The 15,096-nt window shown below is 62.5% G+C and carries 13 protein-coding genes; 9 read left to right on the forward strand and 4 right to left on the reverse strand.

All coding sequences use genetic code 11. From position 1 onward, the window contains the following. A partial coding sequence (locus tag AKN83_RS36650) for a transposase (RefSeq protein WP_172803671.1) occupies positions 1–277 on the forward strand: 277 nt, incomplete at its 5' end. A 12-nt stretch (positions 278–289) separates the two neighbouring features. Here the strand turns inward: AKN83_RS36650 and AKN83_RS36655 are convergent. From AKN83_RS36655 to AKN83_RS36660, 3 genes are all read right to left on the reverse strand, one after another. Beyond that, the gene (locus AKN83_RS36655; RefSeq protein WP_083992404.1) at positions 290–1,423 is read right to left on the reverse strand and encodes a DegT/DnrJ/EryC1/StrS family aminotransferase; all 1,134 of its coding nucleotides are present in this window, start codon (positions 1,421–1,423) and stop codon (positions 290–292) included. Positions 1,424–1,583: 160 nt separating this feature from the next. Continuing rightward, complete coding sequence (locus AKN83_RS40320) at positions 1,584–3,452, reverse strand: hypothetical protein (RefSeq protein ID WP_157113753.1); 1,869 nt, start codon at positions 3,450–3,452, stop codon at positions 1,584–1,586. Positions 3,453–4,309: 857 nt separating this feature from the next. Continuing rightward, positions 4,310–5,371, reverse strand: coding sequence for a polysaccharide deacetylase family protein (locus AKN83_RS36660; RefSeq protein WP_050400778.1), 1,062 nt, complete (start codon positions 5,369–5,371; stop codon positions 4,310–4,312). Between the two features lie 219 nt (positions 5,372–5,590). Between AKN83_RS36660 and AKN83_RS36665 the strand changes: the two genes are divergently transcribed. Both AKN83_RS36665 and AKN83_RS36670 read left to right on the forward strand, forming a co-directional pair. Next, positions 5,591–5,881 (forward strand): hypothetical protein, encoded by a 291-nt coding sequence (locus AKN83_RS36665; protein WP_050400779.1) that lies wholly within the window; start codon positions 5,591–5,593, stop codon positions 5,879–5,881. Positions 5,882–5,993: 112 nt separating this feature from the next. After that, positions 5,994–6,209: a cysteine rich repeat-containing protein gene (locus AKN83_RS36670; RefSeq protein WP_050400780.1), complete on the forward strand. Its 216-nt coding sequence runs from the start codon at positions 5,994–5,996 to the stop codon at positions 6,207–6,209. Positions 6,210–6,220: 11 nt separating this feature from the next. Here the strand turns inward: AKN83_RS36670 and AKN83_RS36675 are convergent, their stop codons facing one another. Further along, complete coding sequence (locus AKN83_RS36675) at positions 6,221–7,900, reverse strand: MFS transporter (protein ID WP_050400781.1); 1,680 nt, start codon at positions 7,898–7,900, stop codon at positions 6,221–6,223. A 174-nt stretch (positions 7,901–8,074) separates the two neighbouring features. Between AKN83_RS36675 and AKN83_RS36680 the strand changes: the two genes are divergently transcribed. The 6 genes from AKN83_RS36680 (at position 8,075) to AKN83_RS36705 (ending at position 14,988) form a co-directional block, all read left to right on the forward strand. After that, positions 8,075–9,436 carry a hydrolase gene (locus tag AKN83_RS36680; RefSeq protein WP_050400782.1) on the forward strand — a complete coding sequence of 454 codons (1,362 nt, stop codon included), beginning with the start codon at positions 8,075–8,077 and terminating at the stop codon, positions 9,434–9,436. 83 nt (positions 9,437–9,519) lie between these two features. Beyond that, entirely contained in the window at positions 9,520–10,905 is a 1,386-nt protein-coding gene (locus AKN83_RS36685; protein WP_050400804.1) for a cytochrome P450, read from the forward strand. 41 nt (positions 10,906–10,946) lie between these two features. Further along, positions 10,947–12,356: an adenylate/guanylate cyclase domain-containing protein gene (locus AKN83_RS36690; protein ID WP_050400783.1), complete on the forward strand. Its 1,410-nt coding sequence runs from the start codon at positions 10,947–10,949 to the stop codon at positions 12,354–12,356. 170 nt (positions 12,357–12,526) lie between these two features. Continuing rightward, complete coding sequence (locus AKN83_RS36695; protein WP_050400784.1) at positions 12,527–13,030, forward strand: tellurite resistance TerB family protein; 504 nt, start codon at positions 12,527–12,529, stop codon at positions 13,028–13,030. A 211-nt stretch (positions 13,031–13,241) separates the two neighbouring features. Then, complete coding sequence (locus AKN83_RS36700) at positions 13,242–14,021, forward strand: SDR family NAD(P)-dependent oxidoreductase (protein WP_050400785.1); 780 nt, start codon at positions 13,242–13,244, stop codon at positions 14,019–14,021. Positions 14,022–14,172: 151 nt separating this feature from the next. After that, positions 14,173–14,988 (forward strand): glutamine amidotransferase, encoded by an 816-nt coding sequence (locus tag AKN83_RS36705; RefSeq protein ID WP_050400786.1) that lies wholly within the window; start codon positions 14,173–14,175, stop codon positions 14,986–14,988. Positions 14,989–15,096: the final 108 nt, after the last annotated feature.

Below are 15,096 nucleotides of genomic sequence, written 5' to 3' on the forward strand. Positions count from 1 at the left end.
TGGCGACATTGTCATCATCGACAACCTCGGCAGTCACAAAGGCAAGACCGTCCGTCGCGCCATCCGCGCCGCCGGCGCAAAGTTGTTCTTCTTGCCGCCCTACAGCCCGGATCTCAATCCGATCGAGCAGGTCTTCGCCAAGCTCAAGACCTTGCTCCGAAAAGCTGCCGAGCGAACCGTCGAAGCAACCTGGATGCGCATCGGCGCTCTACTCAACTGCTTCACGCCCCAGGAATGCGCCAACTACATCGCAAACGCCGGATACGCTTCAACATGAACCAATCATGCTCTAGGCGGCCTTGCGATAAAATCGGGCAATTTCAGTGGTTATGTACGTTACCTGTTCACGCAGCAACGTGGGATATACGGGCAAACAGAGCCCATGTTCATAACCGTAGGTCGAATTCGGATAGTCGGCATCCCGCAACGAAGGAGATGAATCTTTATCCGCGAAGTACGATGCGAAACAAGGCTGCTTGTGCATTGGATAAAAGAAACTACGCGACTGCACTTGGCAGGCTTCTAAGTGGGCCATCAAAGCACGCGCACGAGTGGCGACTAACACGCACCTAAATGGAACATGCGTTCCGTGGGGCGCGGGACCGAGTAACCGAACCTCATCGATGTCCTTCAAATCTGCCTCATACCAAGCGTGAATTGCGCGTTTGCGACGGATGATTTCGTCAAGCTTGTCCAGTTGGACGAGCCCAATCGCCGCCTGCACGTCGGTAATCCGGAAATTATACCCAATTGCTGGATGCTCAAAAGTTCCTGCGGTAAATCTGCCCTGGTTTCGAAAATAACGTAAGCGGTCGTACGTCGGTTCGTCTTTGCAAACAACGAAACCGCCTTCCCCAGTTGTTATGGTCTTGTCTGCAAAAAAAGAGAAACATCCGACATCGCCAATGCCACCTACATGTCGCTCGCGGTGGGAGACGCCGATGCCTTGAGCCGCGTCCTCGACGACACAGATATTATGATGCCGGGCAAACGCGACGATGGATGTCATGTCGCACGCGGCTCCGTACAGGTGTACAGGCATGATCGCGCGCGTAGAGCCGCTTACCAGGCTCTGAGCGTGAGTTAAGTCAATCTGAAACGTCTCCGGCTCAACGTCGACGAAAATAGGAGTTGCCCCAAGGAGAATCACTGCATTTGCAGATCCGATAAATGTGATGTCGGGAACCAATACTTCATCACCTGGACCGATACCAATCGCCATCATAGCTAGTGACAACGCCAATGTTCCGTTTGGCGCGAACACTCCAAAGGGCACTCCAATCAGAGTTCGCAAGCGTTCAGAGAACTGGGTGCAGTTTGGCCCTTCTGTTATCCAGTTAGAAGTGATCGCGCTAGCCGCAGCCGCAGCTTCAGCCTGCCCTAACCAAGGGCAAACCTGAGGAATGGGGGTGAGAGCCGGCATCACAAAACTACAGCTTTGGAGCAATCGATCATACCAATGTTCATGTGGGTCCTCTGCCTCCTCATTGCGAGACACGCCGGAATTTGTGAGTTCAACCGGATAGGCCGCCTTCCTCCCAAGATTGGGTCGAAGGAAGCTGATCGGAACTACGCCATCAAATTCAATTCGCAGCCACTGCGTGAAATTCGGGCCGAGCTTGGCTCATATGCCAATAGTGTTCAAAAACCGCGGTCTTTCCCAGCCTTTTTGCGTAGCTCAGGTCCTTATGACGAGCTAAATCGCCTTGGGGGCCGACAAATACCACCGCGTCCTCTCTTGAGCTGATCAAAAATGCTACGCCGTAAGCTGTCTCGTTATCGCGGCTCATTGCGATCGGATAGATGAAAGTTGTAAGTGCCGTTTCCACTTTGGAGTTTGCAATCGTTTGAAAAATACCTTCCCGGTCTGAAACCAACGTATGCAAGGCATCCGTTGGGTCTAAGAGATTGTTAGTTGCCGCGATTAAGCCAGCGGCTCCGCCAGAGATTCCTTTAGTCCAATTCAAAACGGCGCCAAGGTAACGAGGCGGATTAGCTAACGTGACTTTGCCATAACCCGCAAACGTTAGCGCTAGTCCACCAGTGTCAGCCACCCACTTCCGTTGGACTATTGCAGTCTCGATGCTTCCGGTTCTTTCGATCATTTGACCCGTTGGGGAGCGACCGATTGAGCGACTATCCGCTCGATCGAAATCGTCATAAAATGCTTGATAGCGTCGACTCTTGATCTCGGCATCGAAGACACGTCCTTTGAAGAGTGTGATTTGACCTATAGTCGAATTCCAGCTGCCGTTCGCGCCGCTTCCCAGCTTCGCTATCGTTAGTCCTTTTGGTACGACGCACGCGGCAAACGTCGGTCGCTTGCCGTTTAGCGATGCGCTGATGCCCTCGGCGGCGATAACCAGACAGACCGAAAACCGCATAAGCGGAGGAATAACGCCCAGACGAATCTCGGTGGGCGTACCTTTAGAAACGACTTTTGCGTAAAGAATTCTCTCCCGCAACTGGATCTGAATACTGTTGTCGTCATTTCCGTACTCGTTCCACAGTGTAGCGTTCGCCACGGCCCTCGGAGCATCCGCAGTGATAACTAGGGAGCGTTCCGATAGAGAGAGATAATCAATCGATGTGGAAAGCGAAACATCATTGATTGCACGTGAAACAGCACAGAATGTAGATCGCCACGGTCGCTTCTCCAATTGGGGAAAGTTCAAATCGAGCGTGATATCAAATTTGGCCGCAGTTGTGACCTTTATAGCGAGAGTAGCATAGCCGCTTGACCTCGCCACTGCTTGAACCTGCACCCACCAATCTCTGTCGGTCTGTAGTTGTTGAACCGGTGCAATTGCCGAAACCGGATTCCCTGAAGCAGCTTCGCCGCCTTCTTCTACAATCAGCAACGAAACGCCCTTTAATATTGAGGGGTCTCCATCCGCCAGGCGAACCGAAATTGACCCGGTTAGAGTTTCACCTTGCCTAACTGGGAAGTGTTCAGTGGATCCAAGCGCTACGTAGAAATCTCCGCCATCAGCACCCCGCAGACGAATTGAGCCTCGACCCTCGGCATGTTTAATGAATTTTGCGGTGCAGTTTACAGGAAAAAGATCTGACGGCATCCGCCAGCCCGCCGGGTAATCTCCTGAGCGTGCATAATCGGCATCCTCCACGCCGTTTGTTGAAGCGTCTTCAATGATGATGCCCGCGGGGTCCCCGAAAACCTCATGCGAAAAGTAGCGCAATTGACCGTTCAACGAACGCGCATGCTCGATTGCCGCATTTCGATCGAATAGGTTCAGATCTAACAATGGCGCGACATCGTTCGCCGCTGATGCGGGTGAGGACCGCGCTGTTGCAATCGCGATGGGCGTGGCCGCTAAAAAGGATCTACGAGAGAGCATGGTGGATGCCTGCAAGAAAATCGTAAGCGAGAAAATCGTAGGTCTAAACTCATTCTTACCAAAGCCGCTGTGATCATGAATTAGCGTCTCCATGATTGCACGAACTTGGCGGAGTTTGGTAATTTTTCTGGTTTAGCCGGGTTTTAATGATTGTTACTCATGGAGTCGACGTCATTAGAGCAAGCTGGTTTGTTCGCCGGTAGTGATAAATCGGCAGCCACCTAAGGCAAGGCAAAAAACGCGAACCTTTGTCTCGTTGAACTTCCTTCATCGCATCTACACACTCGATCTCTTAGAGCGCCTCAAGCTTGTCGGGAGAAAGCGTGCGAAGGTCTGAGCGGTATCGTTCGCGCTCCTGCGCACCGAGCGCCCGCTCTATGTTGTCGTTCGGCTTGATCGAGGTTGGTTCGACTGACTGGACAATACTGCCAGAACCGATCGGAACTTGCGTTGTGTGTATGGGCTTCCTCTCGATTGGGCGACAAAAGGCATTTACCACGCTCCACCGACGGCTCAACGAATCGCGAGACTCCTATTGGTAGCGTGATCACGCCCGCCGGTGAACCACTCAAGCCTAGGATAGCGATCCCGACGATCTTTCCGGCTTGTCGACAGGTTGAGCTTATTGGTGCACTATTGGCATATTGATCCGGCCCAAAGTAAAATTATTTGGTTGCAATTGCTTAGCAGCAGAATGTGATGCCCTCTTGGGCGCAGTTGTTCTTTGTTCAGCCGGCACCCGGCGGTTACTTTGCATGGGGTTGTTTTCGATATTTTGGTCGGAGCCGCAGCCGCCGGGCGCAATGGTTCCACTCTGGAAGGCGCATAGGCCTTCAAGGTCGTCCGGCCGTATCGGACCAGCAGAAGGTGGCTGCGATCAGAAAACGAAGGCGCCCCCGGATCGGATCCGGGGGCGCCTTGCGTTGGGCGTGTTGAATGCGTTCGCTGCGTTACTCGGCGACGGTCTGCACGACGTTGCCGATCGGCCGGCCCGTTGCGATCGGCTTCTCGGTCTTCGCCATCATCGCGTCGTATTCGGGCAGCGTCTCGATCTGGGTCTTGGCCTTCATCCAGACCACCTTGTAGCCGCCCGCCTTCAGCTTGCGCAGCAGCGTCGGCAGCGCCTGCGCGGTGTGCTTCTGCAGATCGTGCATCAGGATGATGCCCTTGTGCTCCTTGTCGAGCTTGGTCATCACGTTGTTGATCACCTCGTCCGAACTCTTCGACTTGAAGTCGTTGGAGTCGACGTCGACCGAGAACATCGCAATGTTGCGGCTGCCGAGATAGGCTGTGGTCGCCGGGGTGTGCGCTAGCGCCGGGAAGCGGAAGAACGGGGCGGGGTTGGCACCCAGCGCCAGCTTCACCGCGCTAAAACCCTTCTCGATCTCGTCCTTGGCCTGCTGCTCGGTGATCTTCTTGCTCGCCAGATGCGCATGCGACCAGGTGTGGGCGCCGATGGTGTGGCCGGCGGCGGCGACCTGCCGGAGGATGTCCGGGTGATAGGTGGTGTGCAGGCCGATCGGGAAGAACACCGCCTTGGTGCACTCGTCTGCCAGCGCCTTGAGCACGGCGGGCGTGGTCGGCCACGGACCGTCGTCGAAGGTCAGTACCACCTCATGGTCGGTCAGGAAGTCATACTGCTTGTACTGCAGGAAGCCGAAGCCCGGGCCGCCCGTGGTGTCGACCACGACGGTACGGCTGACGCCGAGCCCGTCGGGATTGGCGCATTTCGGCGCGGCTGCGACCGGAGCCGGCATCGGGGCCGGTGCGGGCGCCGCGGCAGGAGCCGCCGCCTGGGTGGCATCGGCGCGCTTCGACAGCGCGGCCGTCGTCTCGACATCGTCCTTGGCAGCCTGCTTTGCCGCCGCCGCGGGAAGCGGCTCGGCCTTCGCTGCTGCCGTTGTCTGCGGAGCAGCCGCGTCGGCACGCGGCGAGGAGGTCCAGAACCACACGCCGGCGATCACGATCGCCGCTACAACACTGGCCAGCATCAGGCCCAACGCACTACGCATCGCTACACACTCTCTCGAAACCCAAGGATACGCCACCGCCGTAACGAGCGATTAATGCCAACAAGGTCTTAACGCGATCCCAACAGGGCGCCGGAAGCGGAAGAAAAAGTGCGGTTTGCGCGTACGTGATGACCATCACGGTCGGTCCGTGCGCTCCCGTGCAGGATCGGACCCGTCAAACGACGGGCCCGCCATTTGCGGTGCCGATGGGAGCCGATCATGACCACCGTCTTTACGAGTGAGGTTCTTGGGTGTGGCGTTCGCAGTACCGGCCTCGCGTTGGCTTTTGCGGCCGGCGTTTCCGTGCTGTCGTCGACCGCGAGCTTTGCGTTCAGCGCCGAGGCGCAGCAGATGTGCTCGGGCGATGCGTTCCGCCTGTGCAGCGCGGAGATCCCGAACATCCCCAGGATCACCGCCTGCATGGTCAGGAATCGCTCCCAGCTGAGCAGCGGCTGCCGCGTGGTAATGGACCGCGATCTCGCCGCGCAGCGCAGGGCCGCCGCCGAGTGATTTGCAGCGCATCGAATCGGGCGGAACCGGCCCGTTCGCGCCGCCGTTTCGAGCTTCTTCGCCGCGCTGAAAGCGCTATAACCGGCGTCGCATTCCTTAGAGGCTTTGAGAGATGACCCGATTCCTGTTCGCCGTCGTTCCGCTGGTTCTGGTGACGTCGGCCGCCTCGGCACAGCAGCAGGGCCGCGATGCCTGCTCGCGCGACGCCTCGCGGTTCTGCCGCGCCCATCTCAGCGAGGGCGATCAGGTCGTGCTGGCCTGCCTGAAGGAGCATCGCAGCCGCCTCAGCAAGGCCTGCCAGCAGACGCTCACCGACAACGGGCAGTAACGCGCGCTTCGTCACGTGCTGCTGCCCGCCGCGGTCGCCACCACCGGGATCACTTCCTTGGCGGCACGGTCCGGGGTCTCGTCCTTCCAGCGCACCGAGCCGAAGGGACGCTCCAGCATCCGGCGCACGCGAATCGGCTCGGCGCCGATGTGGAAGCCGGCCGCTTTCTGATGCAGCTCGCGCTCGATCTGGGTGGCGCGGTTGCGCTGGCGCAGGAAATCGAGCCAGGTCGGACAGTGATAGCGCTCGGTCCACAATTCGGGATCGGCGATGTCGCGCGCGATCGACCAGCCATAGGCGCCGTTGCGCTGGCGGCTGAGCTGCACGTCCTGCATCACATTGTGGAAGGCGCGGGCATTGTCCTGGGCCACCCGGTATTCGATCTCGACCACCAGCGGCCCGCTGCGCCCGGTCAGTTGCAGCCGCACCTCGGGATCGGCCAGCATATCGGTCGCGTCCTCGTTGCGCGCGCCGACCGGCGGCATCCGGAGCCAGATGCCGAGCAGCGGCGATGCCAGCATCAGCCCGGCGGAGATCAACAGCGCCATCTCGACGCCGCCGAGGTCGGTGATGCGGCCCCAGCACCAGCTTCCGATCGCGATGCCGCCGGCGATCGAGGCCTGGAAGGCGGCCAGCGAGCGGCCGGCGACCCAGCGCGGCGCCGACAGCTGCACGCCGATATTGAACAGTGCGACCGCCAGCATCCACACCGCGCCGGCCACCACCAGCGCGGCAGCGGTGAGCACCGGCTGCTTGCTGACCGCAACCGCGGCGATTGCCGCGCCCATCGTCAACGCGCAGACGCGGATCGCGGCTTCGCCGCTGAGCCGGCTGCGGATCTCGCTGATGTTGAGCGCGCCGATCACCGCGCCCATGCCGAAGGCGCCGAGCATGATGCCGTAGGTCTGGGCGCCGCCATGCAGCAGGTCGCGCGCCACCAGCGGCATCAGCGCCGAGACCGAGCCGCCGATGATGCCGGTCACCATGGTGCGGGTCAGCACGATCTTGATCGACGGCGAATTGGTGATGTAGCGCACGCCGGAGACGATGGCGCGGTTCAATCGTTCACGTGGCAAACGCGACGGCTCGCTGACGCGATTCCACAGGAACAGCACGACGAGCAGCGGCAGATACAGCACGGCGTTGGCGGCAAAGGCCGCCACGGCGCCGGCGGAGGCGACCACGATGCCGCCGATCGCGGGTCCAAAGCTGCGCGCGATGTTGTAGCTGATGCCGTTCAGCGCGACCGCGGCGGGCAGCGTCTCCGACGGCACCTGCTCGCTGACCGAGGATTGCCAGGCCGGACCGAACAGCGCCATGCCGCTGCCGACCACGAAGCACAGCGCCAGCAGGATGTTCGGCGTCACCAGATTGAGCCAGGCCAGCACCGTCAGCGTGGTGGCGCCGGAGAGCGCGATCGCCAGCGACACCAGCGCGACGATGCGGCGGTCATGCATGTCGGCGATGGCGCCGGCCGGCATCGAGATCAGCATGACAGGCAGCATCAGCGCGGTCTGCACCAGCGCCACCTTGTCCGCCTCCGCGGTCATCTGCGTCATCGCCCAGGCGGCGCCGACGCCCTGGATCAGGATGCCGAGATTGGAGAGCAGGCTGGCGAGCCAGATTCGCCTGAAGATTGAATGCCGTAGTGGCGCAGTGATACTGTCGGATCGATCGCGCGGTTCGGTCATATCCGGTTCCGGTTGGCCTGCTATGGCTTGTTGAAATGGCTTGTCGAATGATTCCGGCTGCATCACTGATGCCCGCGAAATGCGTGTCCTGTCCAGCGATTACGCCATCCTGGGCGGCGGTAGGACACAGCTAACGGACTGAAAGACCTGAGGAAGGTTTGGGGAAGGGCACCGATGGCGCTGTCGCGGCGGAGATTGTTGCAGGGGGCCGGCGCGCTGTCGCTGCTGGCGGGCCGGCTCGGCGTCCCGGCGTTGGCGCAACCGGCGGCGGCCAGCGACATCCCGCCGATCCTGTTCGTACACGGCAACGGCGATCACGCCGCGCTCTGGCTGACGACGCTGTGGCGGATGGAATCCAACGGCGTGCCGCGCGAGCGCATGGCCGCGATCAATTTCACCGATCCGCTGGCGCGCACGGACGACAAGGTCGAGCAGGCGGGCCGCTCCTCGACCGAGGACCAGCGCCGCGAGCTCGCCGAGGCGATCAAGGAACTGAAGCAGAAGACGGGTGCCACGCGCATCGCGCTGGTCGGAAATTCGCGCGGCGGCAATGCGATCCGCAACGCCATCAAGAACGGGAGCGGCGACAACGTCAGCCACGCGGTATTGTGCGGCACACCCAATCACGGTGTGTATGCCTGGGACGACGGGCTCGGCAACGAGTTCAACGGGCGCGGTCCGTTCCTGCGCGGGCTGAACGACGGCGACAGCGAGGTGACATCCGGCACCGCCTTCCTGACCTTGCGCAGCGAGGGCCTCGACAAATACGCGCAGGCCGACGGTCGCTTCATCGGCAAGCCGGGCACGCCGACCAATGTCACGTCAGAAGGTCCGGCGCTCAAAGGCGCGACCAATCTTGTGCTCGGCGCAGTGGACCATCGCGAGACCGCGTATCATCCGCGCGCCTTTCGCGAGATCTACAAATTCATCGCAGGGCACGAGCCGTCGCGGATCGAGATCGTGCCGGAGACGACGGTGCGGCTGAGCGGCCTCGTCACCGGCACGCCGGGCGGCGTGCCGACCAACCGGCCGGTGCCGGGCGCCACTGTCGACATCTATCGCGTGTCGGCGGAAACCGGCGAGCGCCTCGGTGGTCCGCTGCACAGCTCGCAGACCGGTGCCGACGGCCGCTGGGGGCCGGCGCAGGTCGATCCATCCTGGTCGCTCGAATTCGTGTTGACCTCGCCGGATGCGGTGACGACGCATATCTATCGCGCGCCGTTTCCGCGCTCCTCCGAGGTCGTGCATCTGCGCGCGGCGCGGCCGCTGTTGCCGGCCGATTCCGGTGCGGGCGCCATCGTGCTGATGTCGCGGCCGCGCGGCTATTTCGGGCTACCGCGCGATATCGTGCTGTTCGATGGCAAGGAACCGGCCGATGTCAAATCCGGCGTGCCGACGGATGCGGTGACGACGTTGCGGCTCGCCGCAGCCGATATCGGCCGTCCGGTGGTCGCGATCTTCAACGGGGAACGCATCGTGATGCGGGCCTCGCCGGCGTCGGAGAATCGGATTGCAGTCGCCGAGCTGACTTATTAGGTCTGGTGCAGGGTCCGCGCGCCTTCATGGCGCCGGGATCGCATGGCCGGATCGGCCGTTGCGTGAGGCAGGAAGCGAGGACCATGAGCATAGCCGAAGTCTACGACATCACGGTCACGCGGCGTCCCCTGGTCCCGCCGGCGCCGCCGCGCGCGCCCGACGACATGACCGCGTTCCAGCGGATGCGGGTGATGCGCAACTCGCCGATCGAGACCTGGGGCCGGCGCGCCTATGAGGACGACATCGTCCAGGGCCGCTTCTTCAACCACTCGAGCTTCATCCTCAATACGCCGGACGCGATCCGCCATGTGCTGGTCGACAATTACGAGAACTACACCCGCACGCCCGCCGGCCTTCGCGTGCTGCGTCCGATGCTGGGCGAGGGATTGCTGATCGCCGAGGGCCGCGCGTGGAAACATCAGCGCCGCACGCTGGCGCCGGCGTTCACGCCGCGCGCGGTGACGACGCTGGTGCCGTACATGATCGCGGCGGTCGACGAGACCATCGCCAAGCTGAAGGCCGCGAGCGGCGGCCCGGTCGATCTGCGCGAGGTCATGCAGCGCATGACGTTGGAGATCGCCGGCCGCACCATGTTCTCGTTCGGCATGGATCGCCACGGCGCCGCACTGCGCGACTTCGTGATGGAGTATGGCGACACGCTGGCGCGGCCGCACATGCTGGATTTGGTGCTGCCGTTGAGCTGGCCGACCCCCCAGGATTTCCGGCGCGCCCGCTTCCGCAAGCGCTGGACCGCGTTCATCGGCATGCTGATGGCCGAGCGCCGCGCCGCCGGCAAGGATGACAACGCGCCGGCCCGCGACCTGTTCGACCTGATGGGTGCCGCGCGCGATCCCGAGACCGGCCAGGCCTTCTCCGACGCCCAGCTCGGTGACCAGGTCGCGACCATGATCCTGGCCGGCCATGAGACGACCGCGACCGCGCTGTTCTGGGCGCTCTACCTGCTGGCGCTCGATCCCGAGACCCAGGAACAGTTGGCGGCAGAAGTCAGGAGCGTGACGGCGTCAGGCGCGCTCGACATCGAGCGGTTGAAATTCACCCGCGCGGTGGTCGACGAAACCATGCGGCTTTATCCGCCGGCGTTCCTGATCGCGCGTGCGGCAGCCGGCCCCGACACCATTGCGGGCCGTCCGGTCAGGAAGCATGACGTAATCCTGATCGCGCCATGGCTGCTGCACCGGCATGAAAAGCTGTGGCGCGATCCTAACGCGTTCGTGCCGCAGCGTTTCATGACGGAGGCGCCGCCCGATCGCTTCGCCTATCTGCCGTTCGGTGTCGGTGCGCGGGTCTGCATCGGCGCGCATTTCGCGCTGGTCGAGGCGACGCTCGCGCTTGCGAAGATCATCGGCGCGTTCCGCGTCGCGCTGGCGGACAACGAGCCGGTGCTTCCGATCGGCGTGGTGACGACACAGCCGAACCGCTCCCCGGTGTTCACGATCAAGCCGCGCTGACCTTGCGCGGCTGTGTCTCAATGCTCATTTAGGGGCTCACCATGAGCGATACGCAAGCCCACTTCGCAGTCCTCAGGCAGACGGCCGATCCGGCCGTCGTCGACGCCATGCAGCAGCTGATCGCCGATGGCCACGATCGCGAGCTCAATCGCATCAACGTTCTGGATTTCTCGCGCCGTACCGGGCTCGACCAGGAGAAGGTGATCTCCGGCTTCCTGCATGCCTCCCGGCTCGGCCTGTTCGACATGAGCTGGAACGTGCTGTGTCCGGGCTGCGGCGGCGTCCTCGACGCCCACACCACGCTGAAGTCGCTGCGCCATGACGACTACAATTGCGCGCTGTGCGCGGCCGGCTACGAGGCTTCCGTCGACGAGCTGGTCGAGGTGGCCTTCACCGTCAGCCCGCGGGTCCGTCACATCGCCGCGCACGATCCCAACACGCTGCCGATCTGGGAATATTTCCGGCAGATATTCTGGAGTTCAGGGATCGAGTTCGACGAGAGCTCGGTGTCGACCCTGATCAACGAGGTCACGCTGGAGGGGCTCGAACTGCCGCCCGGCGAAAAGGCGATCCTGTCGCTCAATCTGCCCAATCAATTCGTCATCGTGTTCGAGCCGGTGACGCATTCGGCGCACTTCTTTGCCGTCGAGGGCGAGCCGACCACCGAGCGTCAGCAGTTCTCGATCGCGTTCAACAAGTCGCATGCGCCGACCGGCACCTCGACGATGCGGCCGGGGCCGCTGCGACTCGCACTGGAGAATCACGCCGACGTCCGCGTGCTGCCGTCGGTGTGGATCGCGGGCGATCCGCTGCACAAATTGCTCGGCAAGCGCAAGCCGATCCTCACCGCGAAGCGGATGCTGTCGAACCAGACTTTCCGCGACGTGTTCAAGGCCGACAACCTCACCGTCGACCAGCGGCTGAAGATCACCGCGCTGACCTTCCTGTTCACCGATCTGAAGGGCTCGACCGCGCTCTATGAGCGGGTTGGCGATCTCGCCGCGTTCGATCTGGTGCGCGCGCATTTCCACGCTTTGCTCGAGATCATCGCCTCCGAGCACGGCGCCGTCGTGAAGACGATCGGCGATGCCGTGATGGCGACCTTCATCCGGCCCGAGCATGCATTGTCGGCGGGCCTGCGCATGCGGGCCGCGATGAAGCAGCTCAACACCGAGCGCGGCAAGGAAGACCTGGTCGTCAAGATCGGCATCCATGAGGGGCCGTGCCTCGCGGTGACGCTCAACGAGCGGCAGGATTACTTCGGACAGACCGTGAATATCGCAGCCAGGGTGCAGAGCCTGTCGACGTCGCAGGAAATCCATTTGACCCAGCCGGTCATGGAATCCGCAGAGGTCGCCGGCATCCTCGATCGCGCCGCGATCAAGCCGATCCAGAAGGAAGCGGCGCTGCGCGGCATTGCCGACAAGCTCGTGGTGTACGAGATACCGTAGTCATATTGCCGACACGTAATGCTTGCTGAAACGTAATGCCGCAGCGGGAACCCGCGCGGATTGCGTCGGCTCTGTTTCCACGCCATATAGATTTCAACGGCGCATGATCCGGAAGTGTCCCGGACCGATGCTCAAATCAAGCTTCCAGGCTTCATCCCACAGAGAGAGCGATGCTCGACGGACTCCGCCAATTCATTGCCGATATCGTCTCCCCCGATGCACAGGCCGACCGCAGCTTCGACGACAGCGATTATCGTCTGGCGGCGACTGCGCTCCTGGTGCATGTCGTGTCGCTCGATGGCGAGCCGACGCCGGCCGAAAAGCTCAAGCTGCACAGCCTGATCGAGAGCCGTTTCCGCCTCGATCCCGGCACCGCCGACAGGTTGATTGCCTCCGCGATGCGCGTCGAGGGCGAGGCGGTGGATCTCTATCACTTTACCAGCGTGATCATGCGCTCGGTGAATGAGGAGGGACGGCTGCGCATCGTCGAGATGATGTGGGAGCTTGTCTATGCCGACGGCCAGGTCAGCGAGTTCGAGGACAATGTGGTCTGGCGCGCTGCCGATCTGCTCGGCATTTCCTCACGCGACCGCATCGATCTCAAGCACCGGGTCGCCGAGAAGCAGGCGGAGCTGCCAAAGGGCCCCTGGGGCACGGCTGACACGGCTGCCTGACAGGCGGACGCCCCCTACCGGCATGGCGGATAACGAAATTTTAATGTCAGCCGCGATTGTGAGCGATCCGACTGAAAATTGGTCGTTTCGTCGCGAAACCAGCGTCCTGCCGCTATCCACAAGCCCATACGCGGCTTGCGTCACACCGCATGCCTATGCTCTCGTCGCCCCGCTGGGGACTTCACTAGAATTTGCAGTAAGAGTCTGAAACGTGACTGAGCGTGTGACGCTGATAACCGGGGCATCGGCGGGCATAGGCACCGAACTGGCGCGCGTGTTTGCATCGAATGGTCACCGCGTGGCGCTGGTGGCGCGGCGCGCCGATCGCCTGACAACGCTCGCCGACGAGCTCGGCGCCAAGGGTGGCGCGGCGCCGATCGTGATTCCCTGCGATCTGCAGCAGGCCGATGCGGGCGACCGGATCGCGCAGGCCCTGACCGAAGCCGGGGTCGAGGTCGAATATCTCGTCAATAATGCCGGTTTCGGCCTGTTCGGCCTTGCCGTGGAGCGCGACCGCGCCGAACAGCTCGACATTATCAATCTCAATATCCGCGCGCTGACCGACCTGACGTTGCGCTTCGCCGACCAGCTGATCCGCAACCGCGGCGGCATCCTCAATCTCGGCTCGATCGCCGGATTCCTGCCGGGCCCCGGCATGGCCGTGTACTATGCCAGCAAGGCCTATGTGCTGTCGTTTTCCGAGGCGCTGCGGTGTGAGCTGGCGCCGAAGGGCGTGCGCGTCACCGTGGTTTGCCCGGGTCCCGTGCCGTCCGAATTCCAGGACCGCGCCGGCTTTGCCCCCGGCTTCGATTCCGCCATCCTCAACGTCGCGCCGGCCGAGGTCGCCCGGCAGGCCTACCGCGGCCTGATGGCCAACAAGCGCGCCGTGCTGCCCGGCGCCTTCATCAAGCTGGTGCCGTTTCTGCTCCGGCTGTTTCCGCGCTCCTTCATCCTGACCGCGGTCGGCGGTTTTCAGCTGCGCAAGCGCTAGCTTCCCCCGGATCGCCGTTAAGCCTGTATCTGGCCCGCGAATTGCTTCGCACGGGTGTGCGCAAACTCACACGATGTTAACGACCACTTAGCTATGATCGTGCCTTACGTGCCGAAACTTTAAGCAGAGGCCAAACCTTCAAGCAGAGGCAATGTCGTTCCGGTCTGACCAGAGCCGTGTCGTGGTGCCCTTCGTGAGCCGAAGGCCGGCCGCGGTCACGCCCGAGGATCGAATCCGGGATCAGGCTTCGCTGCGGCCGGTGCTGGTCGTGCTGCACCAGGAGACGTCGACACCCGGCCGGATCGGCAATGCCCTGCGCGCGCTCGGCTACCCCCTCGACATCCGCCGTCCGCGTTTCGGCGACGCGCTGCCCGATACGCTCGACGCGCATGCCGGCGCGGTGATCTTCGGCGGCCCGATGAGCGCCAACGATCCCGACGACTATGTGCGGCGCGAGATTGACTGGATTTCAGTCCCGCTGCGCGAGCAGCGCCCGTTCCTCGGCATCTGCCTCGGCGCGCAGATGCTGGCGCGGCAACTCGGCGCCAAGGTCGCGCCGCATCCGCAAGGTCGCGTCGAGGTCGGCTATTACCCGATCAGGCCGACGGCGGCGGGCCGCGCGTTGTGCCCGGACTGGCCGGCGCGGGTCTATCACTGGCATGGCGAGGGCTTTCAATTGCCCGCCGGCGCGGACCTGCTCGCGGCAGGCGATGATTTTCCGGTGCAGGCGTTCCGGATCGGCAACGCCTTCGGCCTGCAATTCCATCCCGACGTGACCTACGCGATGATGCATCGCTGGACCACGCGCGGCTGCGCGCGAATGGATTCGCCGGGCGCGCAGCCGGGCCATCTGCACTTCGCCGAGCGTGCCGTGCACGATGCCGCCGAGCGCGCCTGGCTGAAGCATTTCGTCGACGGCTGGATCGCGCGCGTGCCGCGGCCGGTGATGCTGCAGGCCGCCGAATAGCCGCCGCGCGGAATTTCGCGCCGCAGTCGACACGGCTTTTCATTTTCGCTTCCGTGCTAATCTCGTACAGGCTGCGCGCGCCGTCGCGTGGTCGCGCGAACACAAGAC

The organism is Bradyrhizobium embrapense (assembly GCF_001189235.2).
GTDB classification, from domain to species: Bacteria; Pseudomonadota; Alphaproteobacteria; order Rhizobiales; family Xanthobacteraceae; genus Bradyrhizobium; species Bradyrhizobium embrapense.

What these genes read in the sequence shown, in the direction of transcription:
- AKN83_RS36655 (WP_083992404.1), bottom strand. Translation starts at nt 1,423, where the DNA reads ATGCCGGCTCTCACCCCCATTCCTCAGGTTTGCCCTTGGTTAGGGCAG.
- AKN83_RS40320 (WP_157113753.1), bottom strand. Translation starts at nt 3,452, where the DNA reads ATGGAGACGCTAATTCATGATCACAGCGGCTTTGGTAAGAATGAGTTT.
- AKN83_RS36660 (WP_050400778.1), bottom strand. Translation starts at nt 5,371, where the DNA reads ATGCGTAGTGCGTTGGGCCTGATGCTGGCCAGTGTTGTAGCGGCGATC.
- AKN83_RS36665 (WP_050400779.1), top strand. Translation starts at nt 5,591, where the DNA reads ATGACCACCGTCTTTACGAGTGAGGTTCTTGGGTGTGGCGTTCGCAGT.
- AKN83_RS36670 (WP_050400780.1), top strand. Translation starts at nt 5,994, where the DNA reads ATGACCCGATTCCTGTTCGCCGTCGTTCCGCTGGTTCTGGTGACGTCG.
- AKN83_RS36675 (WP_050400781.1), bottom strand. Translation starts at nt 7,900, where the DNA reads ATGACCGAACCGCGCGATCGATCCGACAGTATCACTGCGCCACTACGG.
- AKN83_RS36680 (WP_050400782.1), top strand. Translation starts at nt 8,075, where the DNA reads ATGGCGCTGTCGCGGCGGAGATTGTTGCAGGGGGCCGGCGCGCTGTCG.
- AKN83_RS36685 (WP_050400804.1), top strand. Translation starts at nt 9,520, where the DNA reads ATGAGCATAGCCGAAGTCTACGACATCACGGTCACGCGGCGTCCCCTG.
- AKN83_RS36690 (WP_050400783.1), top strand. Translation starts at nt 10,947, where the DNA reads ATGAGCGATACGCAAGCCCACTTCGCAGTCCTCAGGCAGACGGCCGAT.
- AKN83_RS36695 (WP_050400784.1), top strand. Translation starts at nt 12,527, where the DNA reads ATGCTCGACGGACTCCGCCAATTCATTGCCGATATCGTCTCCCCCGAT.
- AKN83_RS36705 (WP_050400786.1), top strand. Translation starts at nt 14,173, where the DNA reads ATGTCGTTCCGGTCTGACCAGAGCCGTGTCGTGGTGCCCTTCGTGAGC.